The sequence below is a fragment of the Stenotrophomonas africana genome, assembly GCF_013004645.1.
Lineage (GTDB): Bacteria > Pseudomonadota > Gammaproteobacteria > Xanthomonadales > Xanthomonadaceae > Stenotrophomonas > Stenotrophomonas africana.
This window is the reverse complement of the sequence record NZ_JABEME010000001.1, coordinates 588,610-609,049: the sequence shown is the minus strand read 5'-3', so window position 1 is coordinate 609,049 and position 20,440 is coordinate 588,610. Positions and strand designations below refer to the sequence as shown.

The following is a 20,440-nucleotide window of genomic DNA, read 5'->3' as shown; positions in this document are numbered from 1 at the left end:
ATCTACTGTTCCTCGTCGATGAACGCGTAGCCGCCGTCGATCAATTGCTGCAGATACGCATCGAAGCTGGGCGCGATCACCGCATAGCTGTCCGGATCGTGCAGGTAGCGCACCACCTGGCCGACCGTACCGCCCGGCGCGGGATCGAAATCCAGGTACAGCATCGAGGTGCCGCCGTTGTTCATGCAGTGCGAGAAGCACAGCCGGCGGTTCATCGGCAGTTCGCCATCGATGCCGTCGCCGAGGATCTCCGGCTCCTCGTCCAGCCATTCCTCGTAGATGGAACGAATGCTGTCGTCCCACTGCTGCTGGTCTTCGAAGATCTGCGCGACCGAGCGCAGGTAGTACGGATAGCCCCCGTCTTCCACGTCCGAGCCGAGCATCAGCACGCAGACCTCGCCGCCGGGGTACTCACGGAAGTGGGTGCCATCCACCCGGGACAACAGTTCCGCCAGGCTGTCCGGCACCTGCGGCCACTGCGCACGCAGGCGCTGCAGGTCTTCGGCGCTGGCGCCCTGCACATGGACCCACTGCGGGGCATCGTCGGCAGGCAGGCGTGGGATCAGGCCAGACAGAAAGCGATCAACAAGAGTCATGCGAAAAAAGGGACGGAGGGGATTAAGTCGTATCCAACCACACCTGCGTCACGTCGCCAATGCAGAATGCGACGCGGGAGGGGCTAATACGGCTTAATCCCCCCCGTCCCCTTTTTCTTGCGGAGCAGGCGCATGAATCGTTGGCGATGCGGTGTGGCGGTGATGCTGGGGCTGGCGGCGATGCCGGCGTGGGCGGCGATGAAGACGCAGCCGGTGGAGTGGAAACACCAGGGCACGACCTTCAGCGGCGTGCTGGTCTATGACGACGGCGACAACGACAAGCGCCCTGGCCTGGTGATGGTGCCGAACTGGAAGGGTGTGAACGAATCGGCCATCGAGAAGGCCAGGCAGCTGGCCGGCGATGATTACGTGGTGCTGGTGGCTGATGTGTACGGCAAGGGCGTGCGGCCGAAGACCGATGCCGAGGCGGGGCCGGTGGCGACCAAACTGCGCAACGACAGGCCGCTGCTGCGCGCGCGTGCGCTGGAGGCGGTGAACGTGCTCAAGGCGCAGGCCGGCAAGGTGCCGCTCGATGCCAGCCGGATCGGCGCGGTGGGCTTCTGCTTCGGCGGTACCACCGTGCTGGAGCTGGCCCGTGCCGGTGCGCCGTTGGCCGGTGTGGTCAGCCTGCACGGTGGGCTGGGCTCGCCACTGCCGGCGCAGGCCGGTGGCAGCCATCCTTCGGTGCTGGTGCTCAACGGTGCCGACGACAAGAGCGTGACCGCCGAGGACATCGCCGGTTTCCAGAAGGAAATGAACGCGGCCAAGGTCGACTGGGAGTTCACCAACTACAGCGGCGCGGTGCACTGCTTCGCCGAGCGCGATGCCAACAGCCCGCCGGGCTGCCAGTACAACGAACGGGCGGCCAAGCGCGCATGGAAGGCGCTGGATGAGTTCTTCGAGGAACGCTTCCGGTAAACAAACGCGTGCCGACCAACGGTCGGCACGCACCGGAATGCCGGTTTGGTGGGTGCCGACCGTTGGTCGGCACACCTCAACCCATCAATGCGAGCGCTGCACCGCGTAACGCGCCAGACCACGCAGGGCCGCCACGGCATCATTGTCGCCCAGGCCATCGAGCGCGCGCTCGGCGGCTTCGGCATATTCCTCGGCACGCGCGCGGCTGTACTCCAGGCCGCCGGTGGCGCGGATCGCGGCCAGCACTTCCGGCATCGCCGAGGCGTCGCCGTCCTGCACGATGGTGCGCAGGCGCTCGCGGGTGGCGTCGTCGGAGTGGGCCATCGCGTGGATCAGCGGCAGCGTGGCCTTGCCCTCGGCGAGGTCGTCGCCCAGGTTCTTGCCCAGTTCCTCGGCATTGGCCGAGTAGTCCAGCACGTCATCGGCGATCTGGAACGCGTAGCCCAGGTGCATGCCGTAGTCGAACAGGGCCTGCTGGGTGGCTTCGTCCACGCCGCTGGCCAGCGCGCCCAGGCGGGTACCGGCGGCGAACAGCACCGCGGTCTTGCGCTCGATCACGCGCAGGTAGGCGGCTTCGTCGGTGTCCGGGTTGTGCACGTGCAGCAGCTGCAGCACTTCACCTTCGGCGATGCGGTTGGTGGCGTCGGCCAGGATCTGCATCACCGACATGCGCTCCAGCTCGACCATCAGCTGGAAGCTGCGCGAGTACAGGAAGTCGCCGACCAGCACGCTGGGCGCGTTGCCCCACAGCGCGTTGGCGGTGCTGCGGCCACGGCGCAGGCTGGATTCGTCCACCACGTCGTCGTGCAGCAGGGTGGAGGTGTGGATGAACTCGATGATCGCCGCCAGCTGGTGGTGATCCGGGCCGGCCTGGCCGACCGCATGGCCGGCCAGCATCACCAGCATCGGGCGCAGGCGCTTGCCGCCGGCGGAAATGATGTGATCGGCGATCTGGTTGATCAGCACGACGTCCGAGGACAGGCGGCGCCGGATCAGGGCGTCGACGGCGGCCATGTCGGCCGCGGCAAGCGACTGGATCTGGGGCAGGCCCAGGGCGGGACGGGTGTCTTCGGTGATGGTCATGCGATCAGGCTTTCAGGCTCATCGCTGATTATAGGCGCTGCCTGTGAATTCGGGCGCAAACCGGGTGGGCCGACGTCCGCGGCCCGGCCACGGCTGCCGCCTGCGTGAATACGTATGCAGGTTGCGCCATGCCCGCGAGGCCGCCGCTAAGCTTGCCGGAACAGGATTTCGGCCCGCTTCCGGCGGGTCCCGCATGCCCGGAGGGGGGCTGTCGATGTCGCACTATCCATGGTGGCGCGGAGCCGTCATCTACCAGATCTACCCGCGCAGCTACCTCGATGCCAACGGCGATGGCGTGGGCGACCTGCCGGGCATCATCCAGCGCCTGGACCACATCGCCGCGCTGGGCGTCGACGCGATCTGGATCTCGCCATTCTTCAAGTCGCCGATGGCCGACTTCGGCTATGACATTGCCGACTACCGCGATGTCGACCCGCTGTTTGGCAACCTGGATGACTTCGACCGCCTGCTGGCCAAGGCCCACGGGCTGGGCCTGAAGGTGATGATCGACCAGGTGCTCAGCCACACTTCGATCGAGCATGCCTGGTTCCGCGAGAGCCGCCAGGACCGCAGCAATCCGAAGGCCGACTGGTACGTCTGGGCCGACCCGCGCGAGGACGGCACCCCGCCCAACAACTGGCTGTCGCTGTTCGGCGGCGGCGCGTGGCAGTGGGAACCGCGCCGTGAGCAGTACTACCTGCACAACTTCCTGGTCGACCAGCCGGACCTGAACTTCCACAACCCGGACGTGCAGCGGGCCACCCTGGACAATGTGCGGTTCTGGCTGGACCGCGGCGTGGACGGCTTCCGCCTGGATGCGATCAACTTCTGCTTCCACGACGCGCAGCTGCGCGATAACCCGCCCAAGCCGGCGGACAAGCGGGTGGGCCGCGGCTTCAGTCCGGACAACCCGTACGCCTACCAGTACCACTTCTACAACAACACCCAACCGGAGAACCTGCCATTCCTGGAGCAGCTGCGCGCGCTGCTGGACGAGTATCCGGGCGCGGTGAGCCTGGGCGAGATCTCGTCGGAAGACTCGCTGGCCACCACCGCCGAGTACACCCAGGACGGCCGCCTGCACATGGGCTACAGCTTCGAGCTGCTGGTGGACGACTACAGCGCGGTGTACATCCGCGACACGGTCTCCCGGCTGGAAGCGGCGATGACCGAAGGCTGGCCGTGCTGGGCGGTTTCGAATCACGATGTGGAACGCGCGGTCAGCCGCTGGGGCGGCTATCCGGCCGATCCGCGTCTGGCGCGGATGCTGGTGGCGCTGCTGTGCTCGCTGCGCGGCTCGGTGTGCCTGTACCAGGGCGAGGAGCTGGGCCTGGCCGAGGCCGAGGTGCCGTTCGAGGCGCTGCAGGACCCGTACGGCATCACCTTCTGGCCGAACTTCAAGGGCCGCGATGGCTGCCGCACCCCGCTGCCGTGGACCGACGCTCCGCTGGCTGGCTTTACCTCAGGCACGCCCTGGCTGCCGATCCCGGCCGAGCACCGGGCGGCGGCGGTGGCCGTGCAGGAGCGCGACCCGCACTCGGTCCTGGCGGCGTTCCGCGCCTTCCTGGCCTGGCGGCGTAGCCAGCCGGCGCTCCTGCATGGCAGCATCCGGTTCATCGAAAGCGCCGAGCCAGTACTGCTGTTCGAGCGTATGCTTGCAGATGAAACCCTCCTGCTGGCCTTCAACCTGTCGGCCGAGGCGGTGAGCCATCCGCTGCCGCCGGGCAACTGGCAGCAGGTGGCGGTGCCGGGCCCGGATGCGGGCAGGGTGCAGGGCAATGAACTCCAGCTGCCGCCGCGCGCGGTGTATTGCGCCCGACGCAGCTGACCGTTTTCTCCGGTGGCGGTACTTGCGGGGACGGGGCCGAAGCGCCCCGTCCCTTTTTTGTGGGTGGGCCTGGCCGACCATCGGCCGGCATCCGCGCAAAACCCGCTGCCTGCGCAGCGGGTTCCCGGTCCTGCTCCCTTTGGGTTGCCGGCCAGCGGCCGGCACTACGCGGCTGTGGTCAGAACTTGTAGTTCACGCCCAGCATGTAGGTGCGGCCCCACTCGATGTACTCCAGCGGGCGGTCCTTGCTGCCGGCGTAGGTGCGGTACGGCTCGTTGGTCAGGTTGCTGCCCTGCAGCAGCAGGGTCAGGCCTCGCAGGGCGCTGCTGTCGCTGAAGGTGTAGCTGAGCTGCGCATCGGTCACGTTCTCGCCCACCACGTAACGCAGTGTGCGGTTGCCGTTGAAGTTGCCGATCTCACCGATGAAGTCCGAGCGGCGACGCTGGCTCACGCGTGCTTCAAAGCCACTGCGCTCGTAGTAGGCGGTGAAGTTGTAGACACGCTTGGACAGGCCTGGAAGGCTGATCGGGTCACTGCCCACGCTGGAGGCGCTTTCCGGATCCAGGATGGTGATGTCGCTCTTGTTGAAGGTCGCGCTGGCCTGCACGCCGAAGCCGCGCAGGCTGTCGGTCAGCATCTCCAGCGGGAACGACCCGGTCAGCTCCAGCCCCTTCAACGTGCCGCCCTTGCCGTTCTGCGGCGTGGAGAAGGTGCCGGTGGTCAGCACCGGCGCGGTCATGCCCGGCGGCGGCACGTAGTTGCCCAGCAGGCCGCTGAAGTCGTAGTTGTCCACCGACTGCGTGTAGACGTAGCTCTTCAGGTCCTTGTAGAAGATGGCCGCAGCGACGTAGGCCTTCTCGCCGAAGTACTTCTCATAGGACAGGTCCAGCGCGGTTGCGCGCCACGGATCCAGCAGCGGATTGCCGCCGCTGCCACCGGGGCGGCCGTTGTTGGTATCCACACCGAATTCCAGGCCGGCACGCATCTGGTCCACGCGCGGGCGCGCGACCTGCTTGGCGGCAGCGAAGCGCAGCGTCTGCTGGTGCGGGAACATGAACACCAGGTTCAAGCTAGGCAGCCAATCCTTGTAGGTCTTGCCGGCAGAGAAGGGCTGGATGTTGCTGCCAGCCGGCTGCGAGCTGTCCCAGTAGCGTGAATCCGAGCTCTGGTCGGTGTGCTGCATCTGCACGCCGATGTTGCCGCGCACGCCGACCACGCCGATGTCGGTGTTGATGTTCAGGCGTGCCCACGCGGTGGTGATCTTCTCCTCGACCGTCCACGACTTGGGAATCAGATAGTCCAGGTTGTCGACCGGGTTGAAGGTCATGTAGCGACCCACGGCTGCCGGCACGTTCCACGAGGGGATGTAGCCGATGCCGGCGAAACCGAGGTTGACCGGGCGGTACTGCAGGTCCGGGGCAATGGTGGATTCGCCCTGGGCACCGAGCAGGATGTTGCCTTCGGCCTGGGCCTTCTGCTTGCGACGGTCGGCATAGTTCACGCCCACGTCCACATCCGAGAACCAGCTGGACATGGCCTCGGGAACCGGCAGCGTCGCCGCCAGCTTGGCGCCCTTCAAGCGGTCTTCGACCTCCGGCACCTTGCCGTAGCCGGAACCATAGATCGTATTGGTCAGGAACAGGCTGTCCGGATTGGAGTAGTCACGCCCCGGCGTGATCTGCGAGAAGCTGTTGTTGTTCACCACCAGGCCGATCGTGTCGAACTGCGGGCGCGGCACCAGCTGCAGGTTGTTTTCCAGGTTGATCTCACGGCGGGTCGCCTTGGAGTAGTTCAGGTCGGCGACGAGCTTCACGCCACCGACGTTGAACTCGTTGTTCCAGCCGAACGCATCGATCTTGTCCTTGCGCTTGTTGTACATGCCGCGCACCAGCGGGTACGCATTGCTGATCGTGCCACCGGTGAAGCTGCCATCGGCATTGCGGCCGACATTGCTGAACACCGGCAGGATCGCGTTGGGGTTATTGCCGTCTTCGCCGTTGCCGCTGAGGCTCAGCTCGAACTGGTTGGCGGTGTCGATCTGCTCGGCTTCGGTGTGGAACGCATCAAAGGTGCTGGTCCAGCTGTTGCTGGGGCGGAACTGGATCGTCGCCATCACGCCGTCGCGCTTGTTGTTGCCGGTACGGCGCAGCGCCTTGATGCCATCGGTGAAGTAGGTGCCTGGCGCGATTCCGCGACGCTCGCCCTTGTCGGTGTGTTCGGTGGTCCACGGCTCGTACAGGCCGACCTGGTTCTCCTGGATCGGCATGTCGCTGTGCGCGTAACCGATGGCGATGCCCAGGGTGTTGTCGAAGAACTGGTCGATGTAGCTGGCGCTGAAACGGTTGCCATACGGATCGACGTTGGCGGCGCGGCCCAGCGAACTCTTCTGGTAGCGGCCGCTGACCGCGATCACGCGCTCGCCGAAGCTGAGCGGGCGTGCGGTCTGCATGTCGATGGTGCCCGACAGGCCCTGGCCGACCAGCGCCGCATCCGGGGTCTTGTAGACGGTCACGCCGTTGACCAGTTCAGATGGATACTGGTCGAACTCGACGCCGCGGTTGTCGCCGGTGCTGACCACTTCACGGCCATTGAGCAGGGTGGTGGCGAAGTCCGGCGACAGGCCGCGCACGCTGATCACCTGCGCACGGCCCGCCACGCGCTGCGCGGCCAGGCCGGGCAGGCGCGAGATCGATTCGGCGATGCTGACGTCGGGCAGCTTGCCGATGTCTTCGGCGGAAATCGCCTCGACCACCGAAGTGGCGTCCTGCTTGATCGCGATCGCGTTCTCGATGCCGCGGCGGATGCCGGTGACCTGCACCGTATCCAGGTTGGTGGCGGCGGTGCCGGCCGGCGTGGTGGTGCTCTGCGTGGACTGTGCCGACGCCAGCGTCGGCGCCAGCACAACGGCCAGCGCGAGACTCAGCGCACTGCGCTTGTGGTTCAACATTTTCCCCTCCCAGGCAATGTTGCAGATCGATTTGTGAGCGTTCCGGCGGTGCCGTGAACGTGCGACGCGGTGGCCGCTGTCGTCGCCGCTATGGTAGGCAGCGCGTTCTTCGCGGGAATCACCCTGCATACGTATTCAATGGCGTTTGCAGGGATGTAATCGCTTTCAGATCCTGCTTGTGGTGGTGCCGGCCAGCGGCCGGAACTACCGGGGCATTCACAGCGGTGTGAAGCGAATGGCCTGCCCGCCACCCGGCGCAAGCACCAGCGTCAGTGCGTCGGTACTGGTCACCTCGCGGGGCTCGCGTGCGAACGCGAACGGGTTGCTGCGGAAATCAGCGCCTTCACCATCGCGGTAGATCTCGGCGCGATAGCGCACGCCAGGCTCCAGGAAGCCCAGCGACACCGGCAGTACGCGGCCGTGCTCATCGGTGATGCTGCCGAGGAACCAGTCGCGGCTGTTGCGGTCGCGGCGCACGATCGTCACGTAGTCGCCCACTTCGCCATCGAGCACGCGGCTCTGCTCCCAGTCCACCGCCACGTCCTCGATGAAGCGGAATGCCTCGCGGTGCTGCAGGTAGTGCTCGGGCAGGTCGGCGGCCATCTGGATCGGGCTGTACAGCACCACGTACAGGGCAAGCTGGCGGGCCAGCGTGCTGGGGATGGCCTGGCCGTGGCGGCCCTTCAGGCTGAGGATGCCGGGGGTGTAATCCATCGGCCCGGCCAGCATCCGGGTGAACACCAGGTTGACCTCGTGCTCCGGCGGATTCGGCGGCTGGCCCCAGGCGTTGTATTCCATGCCACGCGCGCCCTCGCGCGAGATCCAGTTGGGGTAGGTACGGCGCAGGCCGGTGTCCTTGATCGGCTCATGCGGGTTCACCGACAGATGCCGGCGCGCGGCCTCCTGCACCACCTTCAGGTGGTGGCGGGCCATGAACTGCCCGTCGTGCCACTCGCGCCAGAGCGGGCCGCCAGCCGGATCACGCCGGTCGACCTGGCCATCATCGCAGACGTAACCGGTCTTGAACTGGTCCACGCCCAGCCGTGCGTACAGGTCCAGCGCATCGCCCAGCTGATTCTCGTAGTGTTCGATGGCGCAGCCGGTTTCGTGGTGGCCGATCAGGTGCACACCTTTCTTCAGGCCATACGCTGAAAGCGCTTCGATATCGAAATCAGGCGTGGCACGGGTGAAATCGAAGTCGTAGCCATTGCCCACCCACATGCCGTCCCAGCCCGGATTCCAGCCTTCCACCAGCACGCCACGGAAGCCATGCGCGGCGGCGAAGTCGATCACCTTCTTCGTTTTGGCGGTGGTGGCCGCATGCTTCGGCCCGGTCGCCCAGCTTTCGTTGTCCAGGTGCATCGACCACCACACGCCCAGGTACTTGGCCGGCTTCACCCAGCTCACATCGCCCAGCGCATTGGGTTCGTTGAGGTTGAGGATCAGGTCCGATTCGACCAGGCCACCGGCACGGTCGGCGATCTGCAGCGTGCGCCACGGCGTGGCGAAGGGCAGGGTGCGGCGCACCTTCCAGCCTTCGGCCGAGGGTGACAGCTGTGCGCGCAGGCGTTGTCCTTTTGTGCGCCGCAGCCACATGCCGGCGTAGTCCACCAGTGCGGCCTCGTGGATCGCCACGTGCAGGCCATCGCGGCTGCGCAGGGTCATCGGCGTATGCACCAGCGGCACCTCGCGCAGTGGCGTGCGCTGGTACAGGTATTCGTAGTGGATCGGTTCGCCGGCGGGAATCCACCAGGCGGTGGAATCCTGCGCGATGGCGAACTCGGTCAGTTCGTCATCGATGATGGCTTCGCGCAGGTTCGGCTGCTCGGGGAACGCATAGCGGAAGCCAACGCCATCGTCGTAGACGCGGAACACCACATCCAGCCGGCGCCTGCTGCCGGTGGTCTCGGCCAGCTGCACGGTCAGCTCGTTGAAGTGGTTGCGGGTGAGCCGGCGCTCGCCCCACGGCTGCTCCCAACTGTCGTCGACGCTGCGCCGCTGCTGGCCAAGCAGGGCGAAATCGCGGTCCAGGCGGCCATCGCGCAGGGCGAAGCCGAGCTTCGAATCCTCCACCACGGGCTCGCCGAAACGCTCGACGCGGTAGCGGGCGGTGCCGCCGTCCAGCACGAGGCTGACCTTGAGCACCTTGCCCGGTGATTCGACGCTGGCGACCTGTGGCGCGGCCTGTGCCAGCGTGGCCCAGGCCAGCAGGGCCAGGCCGAGCAGGTGCGCGATTGCCGCGCGTACAGCAGTGGGTGACATCGGCAGTTCCCCTCCAAAGGCGCCGTTGGCAGACCCGGACCATAAGCCAGCGCAGCCGGCGCGCTACCGCGCAGCGCCATGAATACGTATGCAGATGGACGCAGCCGACAGCCCCGCGTCTACCATGGGGCCAAGGCACCTTGAGGGAGGGGCCGCGCCCGTCCACCGGCAATGGTGGTGCGGACCTACAACGCGTGCAGAGAGGGAGGGAGGCCGACGGGCGCAAGCCGGTCCGCCGCTTCGATGCTGAAGATCATTTGCCTGACCGCTGCCCTGGGGGCAGCGCTGGGATCGACCGCGCAGGCGGCCGACCTGCAATTCGACGGCCGCCATGCGCGCGCCGAAGCCGCTGCCAACGGCAGCTTCGTGCTGCATGCGCCGAAGGGCGCAGTGCAGATCGCAGCCGCACCGATGCGCAGCCAGACCGGCAGCGTGATGTTCGACGCGTTGTTCGCGCTGGCCCAGCAGGAGATGGACCAGGACCGCGTGGACGCGATTCGCGATCCCGCGTTCGACGAAGGCCGACCGGTGCCGTGCGAGTGCTTCCAGACCGGCGCGCGCTGGCCCTATGTGTGGACCCGCGATGTCAGCTTCGCCGCCGATCTGGCGCTGGCGCGGCTGGACCCGGAGCGCACCCGGCAGTCGCTGCAGTTCAAGCTGTCGGCGGCGCGCGACGGGCACACGCCCGGCCTGTTCGTGGCGCAGGACACCGGTTCCGGTGGCAGCTGGCCGATCAGCAGCGATCGCGTGGTGTGGTTCCTGGCGGCACGTCATCTGCTGGAGGATCGCGCGTTTGCCGACCAGGTCTGGCAGGCGCTGAAGGGCACGCTGGCGCAGGACCGCGCGATGGTGTTCGACGCGCAGGTGGGCCTGTACCGTGGCGAGACCTCGTTCCTGGACTGGCGCGAGCAGACCTATCCGGACTGGACCCGCGAGGACGTGCGCTTCATCGGTGATTCCTACGCACTATCCACCAACGTGCTGCACTATCAGGCACTGCGCCTGGCCGAACGCCTGGCAGGCCAGCGCGGCGATGCCCGCGTGGCCGACTACAAGGCATGGGCCGATGCGTTGGCACGGCAGATCGATGCGCGCTTCTGGCGCGAGGACATCGGTCAATACATGAGCTACATCGGCGAAGCGGCGCACCCGGTGCCGTATGCCAAGGTCGATCTGCTCGGCCTGTCGCTGGGCATCCTGGCCGAGGTGCTGCCCCCGGAACGCGCGCGCCGTGCGCTGGCCGCCTACCCGATGGGACCGGCCGGCAGCCCGGTGGTCTGGCCGCAGGAGGCGCAACAGCCGATCTACCACAATCGCGCGATCTGGCCGTTCGTCAGTGCGTACTCGCTGCGCGCGGCGCGGCAGCTGGATGATGCGCCGCGCATCGCCGCCGAAATCCGCTCGTTGATGCAGGGCGCCGCGCTGGCCGGCTCCAACATGGAGAACTACGAGCTGGTCAGCCAGGCCGTGCATGTCGAGGAGGGCGCACTGAGCGGCCCGGTGGTCAATTCCGAACGCCAGCTGTGGTCGGTGGCCGGCTATCTGTCGATGGTGGTCGAGGGCGTATTCGGCGTGCAGGACGATGGCCGCGTGCAGCCCAAGCTGCCGGCCGTGCTGGTGCCCGAACTGTTCGGCACGCGCCCCCGCATCACGTTGGAAGCCAACGGCAAGCGCTATGTGCTGGAGCGCCCGCAGAACCTGGGCGATGGCCTGCTGGTGGCAGGCAGAACCACCACGCGTGGCGCGACCACCACGGTGCAGCTGGTCGCGGCCCCGGCAGCAGCCGGTTTCGCTGCCACGACTGCGGATGCCAACGCGCGTGCGCCGGCAATACCGGCGGCGCCGCAGGCCCTGCGCAATGGCGCGGGCTGGAACGTTCCTGTGGCAGCCGACCAGGTACTGTGGATGGACGGCACGGTTGTCGCCGCCAGCAACGGCCAGGCGCACATCAGTGACGATGGCCTGCAGCATTGCCTCAGCCTGACCCGGCGCGATGGCGCGTTGGAATCGCTGCACAGCCCGATGGTCTGCGTCGGTCCGCAGCAGGTGCTGAAGGGCGAGGATCGCTGGCAGTTCACCTCGGCCAAGGCCGGGCAGGTGCGCCTGCGCCTGCAATACAGCAACCCGAATGGGCCGATCAACACCGGCGTCACCGCTGCGGTGAAGCAACTGGTGCTGCACTGCCCGGGCCAGTCGTTGCAACGGCACACCGTCACCCTGCCGCACAGCGTGGCCGTGCAGGACTCGACCTCGGCGGCATTCACTGTGCCCAAGGGCCGGTGCACGGTCGCGCTTGAAGAAGGCTTCAACATGAGCGCGCTGCAGCACTTCGCGCACTACACCGGGGGCAAGGGCGGGCGCGATGGCGTGCTCAACCAGGCCCAGGTGCAGGCGCTGACGGTAGCACCCGTGGCGATGGCAGAGGGCGCACGATGAATCGCACGGCAAAACCGCAGCTGTCGTTCTGGCAGATCTGGAACATGTGCTTCGGCTTCCTCGGCATCCAGTTCGGATTCGCCCTGCAGAACGCCAATGCCAGCCGCATCTTCGAGACACTGGGCGCGGACATCGACGCGGTACCAGGATTGTGGATCGCCGCGCCGCTGACCGGCCTGCTGGTGCAGCCGGTAATCGGCTACCTGTCCGACCGCACCTGGACGCGCTGGGGGCGCCGCCGTCCGTACTTCATGATCGGTGCGGTGCTGACCACGCTGGCCTTGCTGGTGATGCCGAACTCGCCGACGTTGTGGATCGCGGCCGGCACGTTGTGGGTGCTGGATGCCTCGATCAACGTATCGATGGAGCCGTTCCGCGCCTTCGTCGGCGACCAGCTGGCGCCACGCCAGCGCCCGACTGGCTATGCCATGCAGAGCTTCTTCATCGGCGTGGGTGCCATCGTCGCCAGCTTTCTGCCGTTCATCCTGGCCCACTTCGGGGTCGCCAATACGGCCGCTGCGGGTGAGGTGCCGGACACCGTGCGCTATGCGTTCTACTTCGGCGCGGTGGTGCTGCTGGCCGCGATCACCTGGACGGTGGTCAGCACCCGCGAGTACTCACCGGTGGAACTGGCCGGCTTCGATGATGCAGAGCCGCCGGCGCATCACGCGGCGGCCGCGATCAACGGCCCGGCACCGTGGGCGCAGGTGGCCGTATGGCTGGGGCTGGGCGTGCTGCTGGCGCTGCTGATCGCGTGGCGGCAGGGCGACCGGATGCTGTACGTGCTGGCCGGCCTGTGCGCCGGCTACGGCCTGCTGCTGGCGGCCGCGCGCGCGCTGCCGGCCACGCATATGCTGGCCGCCATCGTCGGCGACCTGCGCGCGATGCCGGTCACCATGCGCCGCCTGGCGTGGGTGCAGTTCTTCTCGTGGTTCGCGCTGTTCGCCATGTGGATCTACACCACCGCTGCGGTGGCAGGTACCCATTTCGGTTCGACCGATCCACAGTCGGCCGCCTACAACGAAGGTGCCAACTGGGTGGGCGTGCTGTTTGGCGCCTACAACGGCTTCGCTGCGCTGGCGGCGGTGCTGATTCCGCCGATGGTGCGTGCGATCGGCCTGCGCTGGAGCCACCTGGTCAACCTGTGGCTGGGCGGCGCCGGCCTGGTCTCGCTGATGTTCATCCGCGACCCGCACTGGCTGCTGCTGTCGATGGTTGGTGTGGGCTTTGCCTGGGCCTCGATCCTGTCGTTGCCGTATGCACTGCTGTCCGACAGCGTGCCGGCGTCGAAGATGGGTGTGTATATGGGCATCTTCAATTTCTTCATCGTGATCCCGCAGCTGGTGGCGGCTAGTGCGCTTGGCTTTGCCCTGCGCGCATGGCTGGGTGGTCAGCCGATGCATGTGCTGGTGCTGGGCGGCTGCAGCCTGTTCCTGGCCGGCCTGTGCGTGCTGCGGGTTCCGTCCCGTCCGGAGGTGGTGTGATGCGCGGTGTGCTGTCTGTTGCTGTTTTCCTGGTACTGCTGGCCGGCCATGCGGCGGCCGCGCCACGCCCGGACTATGTGGGCACCACCGAACCGTTCGCCAGCGATGCGGTGTACTTCGTGGTCACCGACCGCTTCGTCAACGGCGATCCGTCCAACGATCACCGCGACCAGGGCGGCAAGCACCGTACCTTCGACATCCCGGTGCCGTGCCCGGACAAGGTGGACGGCAACATCGGCTACCTCGGTGGTGATTTCCGCGGCGTGCTCGACAACGCGCAGTACATCCGCAACCTCGGTTTCGGCGCGGTATGGATCACGCCCATCGTGGACAATCCGGACGAGGCGTTCACCGGCAGCAAGCCGATCAGCTGCACCAGCACGCTGACCGACCGCGGCAAGACCGGCTACCACGGGTACTGGGGCATCAACTTCTACAAGCTCGATGAGCACCTGCCCAGCAAGAACCTGGATTTCGCCGGGCTGACCAAGGGCCTGCACGGTGCTGGCTTGAAGGTGGTGCTGGACATCGTGGGCAACCACGGCTCGCCGGCCTGGACCATGCCGACGCGACAGCCGCAGTTCGGGCAGATCTTCGACAAGGACGGAAAACTGATCGCCGACCACCAGAACCTGCCGCCGCAGAAACTGGATCCGAAGCACAACCCGCTGCACGCGTTCTACAACAGCATTGGACCGGTCGATAGCAAGGATGGCTCGATCTTCGATGGCAACCTGGCTGAGCTGTCCGACTTCAATCAGGACAATCCGGCGGTGATGGACTACCTGGTCGGTGCCTACCTGCAATGGACCGCGCAGGGCGTGGACGCGTTGCGCATCGACACCATCGGCTGGCTGCCGCACCCGTGGTGGCATGCCTTCGTCAAGCGCATCCGTGCCGAGCACCCGGGCATGTTCATGTTTGGCGAAGCCTTCGACTACAACGCGGCGACCATTGCCGAGCACACCTGGCCATCCAATGCCAACGTGAGCGTGCTCGATTTCCCATTGCGCGGCGCGCTGGAGCAGACCTTCGGCACCGCCGCCAAGGGCTTTGAGACACTGGCCGAGCCGCTGCACCTGAGCGGCGGACCGTACGCCAACCCGTACGAGCTGATGAGCTTCTACGACAACCACGACATGCCGCGCCTGCAGGCCAGCGACGATGGCTTCATCGATGCGCACAACTGGCTGTTCACCGCGCGCGGCATTCCGGTGGTCTATTACGGTTCGGAGACGGGCTTCATGCGTGGCCGTGCCGAGCATGCCGGCAATCGCGCGTACTTCGGCCAGCCACGTGTGGATGCTGCGCCGAAGAGTCCGATCTTCGCGCCGCTGCAGCGTATCGCCCGGTTGCGTGAAGCCACCCCGGCGCTGCAGCGGGGCCTGCAGGTGAACGAGCGCCTGCAGGGCGATGAGGCGGTGTTCTTCCGCGTGCTGCAGCATGGCGAGGTGGCGCAGACCGCGCTGGTGCTGCTGAACAAGGGCGATCAGGCCAGGACGCTCACCGTGGCGCGTTACGTCCAGGCGGGCCGCTGGCGCGATGCACTGGACGGCGGTTCGTTGCAGGTGGATGGCTCCCTGAAGGCCGAAGTGCCCGCGCACGGCGTGAAGGTGTATGTGCTGGATGCCGCCGTGCAGCAGCCGGCGCTGCAGGCCGAGCTGGACAAGGCGATGGCTGACCAGCGGTCGCGGGACCAGCGTCTGGGGCGCTGAGGGCGCCGCCGGGCATGGCCCGGCGCTTCCGCTCTGGTGGATGCCAACCTTGGTTGGCACTCCCGCTCTGGTAGGTGCCAACCTTGGTTGGCACGCTCTTCGAGCAGTCGAGCAAGCTCGACTCTACAATAGGCACCCCTCACGCCCTGCCGTACCCCCATGACCGACCTCGCCCCGCAGACCCCGATCGAAACCCTGCTGAAGGCGGCGATGGACGGGGCGGTGCCGATCCGCGCCTTCATGGAGGCCTTCGTCGCCTCCGAGGTGGTGCTGCTGACCGGCAGCCTGGTGACCCCCGATGGCAGCGGCTTCGACCCGCTGCTGTTCGACAAGCAGGGCACCCTGCACGTGGCCGTGTTCACCGATCCGTCGCGGGTGGGCATCTACAGCCAGCAGGCCGAACACCAGATCCGCTGGCTGATGCTGGACGTGCTGCGCCGCGTGCCGGGTGGCTACGGCGTGGTGATCAATCCGGGCACCCCGCTGGGCTTCGAGATCTCGCCCAGCGGCGTCGGCGAGATCCTGAAGGACTTTGCGCAGGGCTGAGTTGCCGCCTGCGGCTCCTGTAGAGTCGAGCCATGCTCGACTGCCTTTCGCGCATGGCCTGATGAGTCGAGCATGGCTCGACTCCACAGAGGGCTTCCCTTCAAGCGCCGTCCGTGATCCTCTTGGGTAATATCGGGATCAAGGCATTGCCATGGAATTCAAGGTATTACCCGCTGGCGCACCGGAACGGCAGCAACTGGCCGAGTGGTACCACGCACAATGGGGCCAGGACGCGGGCCTGTCGCTGGAACAGGAACTGCAGCGGCTCAATCCGCCGCAGGACGCCGGAGGTTTCCCGCACCTGATCGCCGCCTTCGATGGAGACCGGTTGGTTGGTGCCGTGCAGCTCAAGCGCAGGGAGATGCAGGCATTCCCGCAGTATGAGCACTGGCTGGGCAGCGTGTTCGTGGCCGACAGCCATCGGTGCCACGGACTGGCCAGTGGGCTGGTCGAGCAGGCAGCGGCGCAGGCGGTTCGGATGGGCGTTTCCGAGTTGTATCTACAGACCGAAGCGCTGGATGGCGGCCTGTACGCTCGGCTGGGCTGGAAGCCGCTGCAGGAAGCCGACAACCACAGCTATCGCGTGCTGGTGATGGTGCGCAGGTTGGCCGCATGAACGCATCTGCATCGCGTCATTCCCGCTCCGCACTGATCTTCCTGATCGCAGCCATCGTCGTCGCGCTGGTATCCATGCCCGTGCTGCGCGCGGTGGGCGTGGTGCTGTGGCCGGTCTTCGTCATTGCCTGGCTGATCAACCTGGGCGCGGCCTGGCATCTGGCCCAGTGGGCACGCCAGCAGGGCCGTTCGGCGTGGGCGTTCGGGTTACCGGCGGCGCTCGGCACCGTCGCCTCGATCGTGGTCTTCGTGCTGCTGGCGTTGCTGGGGCCGAAGGCCCCGGTGCGCTGAACCTTCGCGACTGTCGTGGACAATGTGCCGAGCATGGCTCGGCACTACAGTAGGGCGAGCCAAGCCAAGCCAAGCCCGCACGTGTTGCGTGGAGCGCCGGCGCATAGGCCGGCGCCCCGTTACCTCACATCGTCACCTTGCGCCGGTTGTCATCGCTCACCCGGTCGATCAGCTTGTTGTAGGGATCGAAGCCTGCTTCGTCCGGCTTTTCATTCACCGTCACCGTGATCTTCGGATCGGCGCTGGTGATGTGGTGGCGCTGCAGGTACAGCACCTTCTGGTCGCGCTCCTTGCCCGACGGCCCATTGGCGAACACGCCGACCTCGACCCAGTCATCCATCTTTCCGTCGCTCTCCTTGCCCTTGCCGTCGGCGTACTGCTTGGCGGCGTGCAGGTCCAGGGTCACGTCGTAGCGGCCGTCATCGCGCTTGCGGGCGCTGGCGGCCATCACGCGGTTGTCGTAGAAGCTGATCTTCTCGAACAGGTCGGTGACCAGCTGCTGGCGGTCGGCCGGGGTCTCGGCGCGGATGTAGTCCAGCAGCTCGCGTGAGGTGGTGTACGGCGGTTGCTGGTACCCCTTGTCCTGCAGGAAGCGCTTCAATGCGCGGTTAAGCGCCTGCTCGCCGATCTCCTCGCGCAGCCGGTAGAACACCAGCGAACCCTTCTGGTAGTGGATGTACTGCTGGTTTTCCACGCGCTCCAGCGGCTGTTCCTCGATGGCCTCGCCGCCGCGGCCGGACAGGTAGCCGTCCAGTTCGCGCTTGAGGAACTGACGCATGTGCTGGCGGCCGTACTCCTGCTCCATCACCATCAGTGCCGAATACTGCGACAACGATTCGGACAGCACCGTGGCGCCCTGCACGTTGGCACCGATCACCTGGTGCGCCCACCACTGGTGTGCGATTTCGTGCGCGGTCACGTAGAACACGTAGTCCACCTTGTCCGGGTCACGCAGGTCGGCGATGAAACCGATGGCCTCGGAGTAGGGGATGGTGTTGGCGAACGACTGCGCGAAGCGGGCATAACCCGGGAACTCGATGATGCGCACCTGGCGATGCTGGTACGGGGTGAAGTTCGCCTCGTAGTAGGCCAGCGATTTCTGCACCGCTTCGATCATCCGGTCCACGTTGTAGCCGTGCGCCGGGTCGAAGTAGACCTCGATCGGGATGTCCTTGTACTTTGCCTTGCGCACCTCCCAGCGCGCCGACAGATAGGCGTAGAAGTTCAGCATCGGTCGATCCATGGCATAGCTGAAGCAGCGCCGGCCATTGACCGTGCTCTCATGCTGCAGATAGCCCGGGGCCAGCGCCACCTGGTCGGGTGCCGTGCAGATCGTGGTGCGGAAGTCGAGCCAGTCGGCATCGTTGGCTATGTACGTGTTGGCACGCGCGGCTTCGTCTTCCAGCCTGGGCATGCGCCGCGGCTCACCCAGGTCGCGCTTGCGCCGCTCGTTGCGGTCGGTGATCTCCGCGCCCTCGTTGTAGCCGAACGACGGCAGTACGCGGCTGTTGAAGAACGTGCCGTTGCCCACGATGTTGCTCGGCGCCTGGCCGGCGGTGATGCCATTGGGTTTCTGCACCACCCGGAAATGGACACGTCGGCTTTCGCCCGGTTGCAGGGGCTTGTCCAGCCGGTAGATGCGATACCCCAGGTCCTTGTCATGGAAGGCCATCGTCTGTCCGCCAAGATCGGCGGCTACCAGCTGTTTGTCATCACCCATCGAGACATGCAGTTCCGGGATCGGCTGCGCGTGGAGATTGCGGATCGTCCAGTTCGCATCGATCACCATCGACTGCGATTCGGGGGACAGGTCCACGCGGTTGTCCACCGCCACGATGCGGGGCTGCGGCAGGTTGCGGTACTTCGACAGCTCGCGCTCGTAGCGGGCCTGCAGGTCCAGCTGCTGGTCGGGCGAGACGAACTCGTTGCGGATGTTGGTGCTCCAGTACAGCCAGCCGCCCACGGCGACAAAGGCCACGGCGGCCACTGCGGCGAAGGCACCGGTCGGGCCGCGCAGGCGACGGCCGGCCAGGGCCAGGCGCTGGCGCAGGTTCTGGCTGACACCTCGTACCCAGAGGGCCGACGCCAGGCACATCAAGGTCAGCAGGAACAGCGCCCAGTAGCCCTGGAACGCCAGCTGCCCGGTGAGGAAGTGGCCGTAGCCGTTCATGTCCGAATAGGGCGCGTTGGGCCAGCTGCCGAAGTTGTACAGGTTCTGCGTGTAGTCGAGCAGGCCGAGCACGCCCTGGCCGATCATCACCACGATCAGCAGCGCATAACCGACGAACTTGTTGTTGGTGAGCACCTGCAGCACCAGCGCCAGGCCGCCCATCAGGATGTAGACCACCGAATCCAGCGCCAGGCTGCGCAGGTAGAGCAGCGGCTCCAGATGCGTGTAGCCCTTGGCCAGCTGCACGCCCATTGCCGCCAGCGCGCCGGCCGCCTGGAAGCAGACGATCACCGCCAGCAGTGCGGTGAACTTGGCCAGCAGCGGCACCCAGTTCGGCACCGGCATGGCATCGGTCACTTCGTTGATGCGCGCACTGCGTTCCTTCCAGACCAGCTCACCGGCGAAGAACAGCACAATGATCACCAGCAGCCAGCTGAAGGCACCCTGCAGGCCCATGATCATCTGCGAGGTGACCGGCCAGATCGAGGTGCCGTACAGGGTCTGCCGGAACAGCGCGCTGGGCAGGAAGTTGGCCAGGCCCAGCACCAGCAGCACGATGAACGGCACGCTGCGCAGGACGCCGCGTGTATCGAAGCGGACCTGGCGCAGGAACTGCTGCCACGCGGTGGTGGCGGTGAATGCCGGTATCACGCGCGGCAGTGTCGCGCGGCTCGGGCGGACGCCGGCGGCATCGGCAACCGGTTGCACCTGCCTGCGGCCCCAGCGCCGACGGCCGCTGCCGCTGCCGCTGCGTTCGGTGCGGAACAGCGCGAACGTAGCGGCGAACAGTGCGGCGGCCACGCCCAACCACAGGGCGCGGTTGGCCAGCAGGTAACCGGCCAGCTCGGGAATCCCGTTGTTGCGTTCAGCGGTGGACCAGTAGCGGATCGTGCGGCCGAGTGCGCGCATGCCCAGCGGTTCGCTCAGCACCGCGATCCAGGTGTTGTCGATGTCGCGCAGCAGGGCCGCGCTGGCGCCGTACAGCACCAGGTAGGCCACCAGGCCGATGTAGACCCACAGGATCGAGCGGGTCAGCGCTGCCAGCAGCGACAGCAGTGCGGTGGTGAACAGCAGGTTCGGAATGACGATGACCGCGAACGTCCACGCATAGCCCTGCCAGCTGATCGGGCCCATGCGTTCGGGGTCGACCCACGGCATGAACGGCGCCAGCCATAGGCCAAACGCGATCAGCACGTAGACCAGCAGGCCGGCCGCCAGGGCGGCAGCGATGCGCCCGGCCAGGTAGTCGCGGCGCTTCACCGGGCTGGCGAAGATCAGTTCGGCGGTGCCGAGCTCGAAGTCACGCAGCAGCGCATTGCTGACGAACAGCGCGGTGACCAGCATGCCGAGCAGGGTGAAGATGCCCAGCATCTGCGCGATCACGGTGGGCGCGTTGCTGTGCACGTTGCCGGCGCCGCCACCGATCTGCACGGCGTCGCTGGAGGCGGCGGCGAAGGCAAGCAGGGCGAACAGCCCGGCCAGCAGCCACAGCAGTGGGGAACGCAGCTGCTCGCGCAGCTCGAATCGGAAGAAGTCGAGGATCATGGCG

13 protein-coding genes are annotated in these 20,440 nt (G+C 66.6%); 8 read left to right on the top strand and 5 right to left on the bottom strand.

Annotated features, from left to right (window positions below; translation table 11 throughout):
• Positions 1 to 2: 2 nt before the first annotated feature.
• Complete coding sequence (locus tag HLA98_RS03025) at positions 3 to 596, bottom strand: SMI1/KNR4 family protein (RefSeq protein WP_057499795.1); 594 nt, start codon at positions 594 to 596, stop codon at positions 3 to 5.
• Between the two features lie 132 nt (positions 597 to 728).
• On the opposite strand from HLA98_RS03025, the gene HLA98_RS03020 reads away from it, so the two are divergent.
• Entirely contained in the window at positions 729 to 1,514 is a 786-nt protein-coding gene (locus tag HLA98_RS03020; protein ID WP_057499794.1) for a dienelactone hydrolase family protein, read from the top strand.
• Positions 1,515 to 1,598: 84 nt separating this feature from the next.
• Here the strand turns inward: HLA98_RS03020 and HLA98_RS03015 are convergent, their stop codons facing one another.
• Positions 1,599 to 2,597 (bottom strand): polyprenyl synthetase family protein, encoded by a 999-nt coding sequence (locus HLA98_RS03015; RefSeq protein ID WP_004147673.1) that lies wholly within the window; start codon positions 2,595 to 2,597, stop codon positions 1,599 to 1,601.
• A gap of 214 nt (positions 2,598 to 2,811) precedes the next feature.
• Here HLA98_RS03015 and HLA98_RS03010 point away from each other — a divergent pair, with 214 nt between their 5' ends.
• Positions 2,812 to 4,425: an alpha-glucosidase gene (locus HLA98_RS03010; RefSeq protein WP_057499793.1), complete on the top strand. Its 1,614-nt coding sequence runs from the start codon at positions 2,812 to 2,814 to the stop codon at positions 4,423 to 4,425.
• A gap of 178 nt (positions 4,426 to 4,603) precedes the next feature.
• Here the strand turns inward: HLA98_RS03010 and HLA98_RS03005 are convergent, their stop codons facing one another.
• Together HLA98_RS03005 and HLA98_RS03000 are read right to left on the bottom strand one after the other, a co-directional pair.
• Complete coding sequence (locus HLA98_RS03005; protein WP_057499803.1) at positions 4,604 to 7,372, bottom strand: TonB-dependent receptor; 2,769 nt, start codon at positions 7,370 to 7,372, stop codon at positions 4,604 to 4,606.
• 216 nt (positions 7,373 to 7,588) lie between these two features.
• Positions 7,589 to 9,640 carry a glycoside hydrolase family 97 protein gene (locus HLA98_RS03000; protein ID WP_057499792.1) on the bottom strand — a complete coding sequence of 684 codons (2,052 nt, stop codon included), beginning with the start codon at positions 9,638 to 9,640 and terminating at the stop codon, positions 7,589 to 7,591.
• A 237-nt stretch (positions 9,641 to 9,877) separates the two neighbouring features.
• On the opposite strand from HLA98_RS03000, the gene HLA98_RS02995 reads away from it, so the two are divergent.
• From HLA98_RS02995 to HLA98_RS02970, 6 genes are all read left to right on the top strand, one after another.
• Positions 9,878 to 12,070, top strand: coding sequence for a glucosidase family protein (locus tag HLA98_RS02995; protein ID WP_057499791.1), 2,193 nt, complete (start codon positions 9,878 to 9,880; stop codon positions 12,068 to 12,070).
• The gene (locus HLA98_RS02990) at positions 12,067 to 13,554 is read left to right on the top strand and encodes an MFS transporter (protein ID WP_057499790.1); all 1,488 of its coding nucleotides are present in this window, start codon (positions 12,067 to 12,069) and stop codon (positions 13,552 to 13,554) included. Before HLA98_RS02995 ends, HLA98_RS02990 begins: the two co-directional genes overlap by 4 nt.
• A complete protein-coding gene (locus HLA98_RS02985) occupies positions 13,554 to 15,269 on the top strand; it encodes an alpha-amylase family glycosyl hydrolase (protein WP_057499789.1) in 1,716 nt (571 codons plus the stop codon). The genes HLA98_RS02990 and HLA98_RS02985 overlap by 1 nt, the downstream gene beginning before the upstream one ends.
• 159 nt (positions 15,270 to 15,428) lie before the next feature.
• Positions 15,429 to 15,815, top strand: coding sequence for an SseB family protein (locus HLA98_RS02980; RefSeq protein WP_057499788.1), 387 nt, complete (start codon positions 15,429 to 15,431; stop codon positions 15,813 to 15,815).
• A gap of 151 nt (positions 15,816 to 15,966) precedes the next feature.
• Positions 15,967 to 16,431: a GNAT family N-acetyltransferase gene (locus HLA98_RS02975; protein ID WP_057499787.1), complete on the top strand. Its 465-nt coding sequence runs from the start codon at positions 15,967 to 15,969 to the stop codon at positions 16,429 to 16,431.
• Positions 16,428 to 16,721: a hypothetical protein gene (locus HLA98_RS02970; protein WP_057499786.1), complete on the top strand. Its 294-nt coding sequence runs from the start codon at positions 16,428 to 16,430 to the stop codon at positions 16,719 to 16,721. Before HLA98_RS02975 ends, HLA98_RS02970 begins: the two co-directional genes overlap by 4 nt.
• 124 nt (positions 16,722 to 16,845) lie before the next feature.
• Here the strand turns inward: HLA98_RS02970 and HLA98_RS02965 are convergent, their stop codons facing one another.
• Positions 16,846 to 20,436 (bottom strand): ABC transporter permease/M1 family aminopeptidase, encoded by a 3,591-nt coding sequence (locus HLA98_RS02965; protein ID WP_057499785.1) that lies wholly within the window; start codon positions 20,434 to 20,436, stop codon positions 16,846 to 16,848.
• Between the last annotated feature and the right edge of the window lie 4 nt (positions 20,437 to 20,440).

Bases quoted from the DNA above. Each gene is read 5' to 3' on its own strand.
- HLA98_RS02970 (WP_057499786.1), top strand. From the start codon at position 16,428: ATGAACGCATCTGCATCGCGTCATTCCCGCTCCGCACTGATCTTCCTG.
- HLA98_RS03015 (WP_004147673.1), bottom strand. From the start codon at position 2,597: ATGACCATCACCGAAGACACCCGTCCCGCCCTGGGCCTGCCCCAGATC.
- HLA98_RS03025 (WP_057499795.1), bottom strand. From the start codon at position 596: ATGACTCTTGTTGATCGCTTTCTGTCTGGCCTGATCCCACGCCTGCCT.
- HLA98_RS02980 (WP_057499788.1), top strand. From the start codon at position 15,429: ATGACCGACCTCGCCCCGCAGACCCCGATCGAAACCCTGCTGAAGGCG.
- HLA98_RS03010 (WP_057499793.1), top strand. From the start codon at position 2,812: ATGTCGCACTATCCATGGTGGCGCGGAGCCGTCATCTACCAGATCTAC.
- HLA98_RS03005 (WP_057499803.1), bottom strand. From the start codon at position 7,372: ATGTTGAACCACAAGCGCAGTGCGCTGAGTCTCGCGCTGGCCGTTGTG.
- HLA98_RS02990 (WP_057499790.1), top strand. From the start codon at position 12,067: ATGAATCGCACGGCAAAACCGCAGCTGTCGTTCTGGCAGATCTGGAAC.
- HLA98_RS02985 (WP_057499789.1), top strand. From the start codon at position 13,554: ATGCGCGGTGTGCTGTCTGTTGCTGTTTTCCTGGTACTGCTGGCCGGC.
- HLA98_RS03020 (WP_057499794.1), top strand. From the start codon at position 729: ATGAATCGTTGGCGATGCGGTGTGGCGGTGATGCTGGGGCTGGCGGCG.
- HLA98_RS02995 (WP_057499791.1), top strand. From the start codon at position 9,878: ATGCTGAAGATCATTTGCCTGACCGCTGCCCTGGGGGCAGCGCTGGGA.
- HLA98_RS02975 (WP_057499787.1), top strand. From the start codon at position 15,967: ATGGAATTCAAGGTATTACCCGCTGGCGCACCGGAACGGCAGCAACTG.
- HLA98_RS02965 (WP_057499785.1), bottom strand. From the start codon at position 20,436: ATGATCCTCGACTTCTTCCGATTCGAGCTGCGCGAGCAGCTGCGTTCC.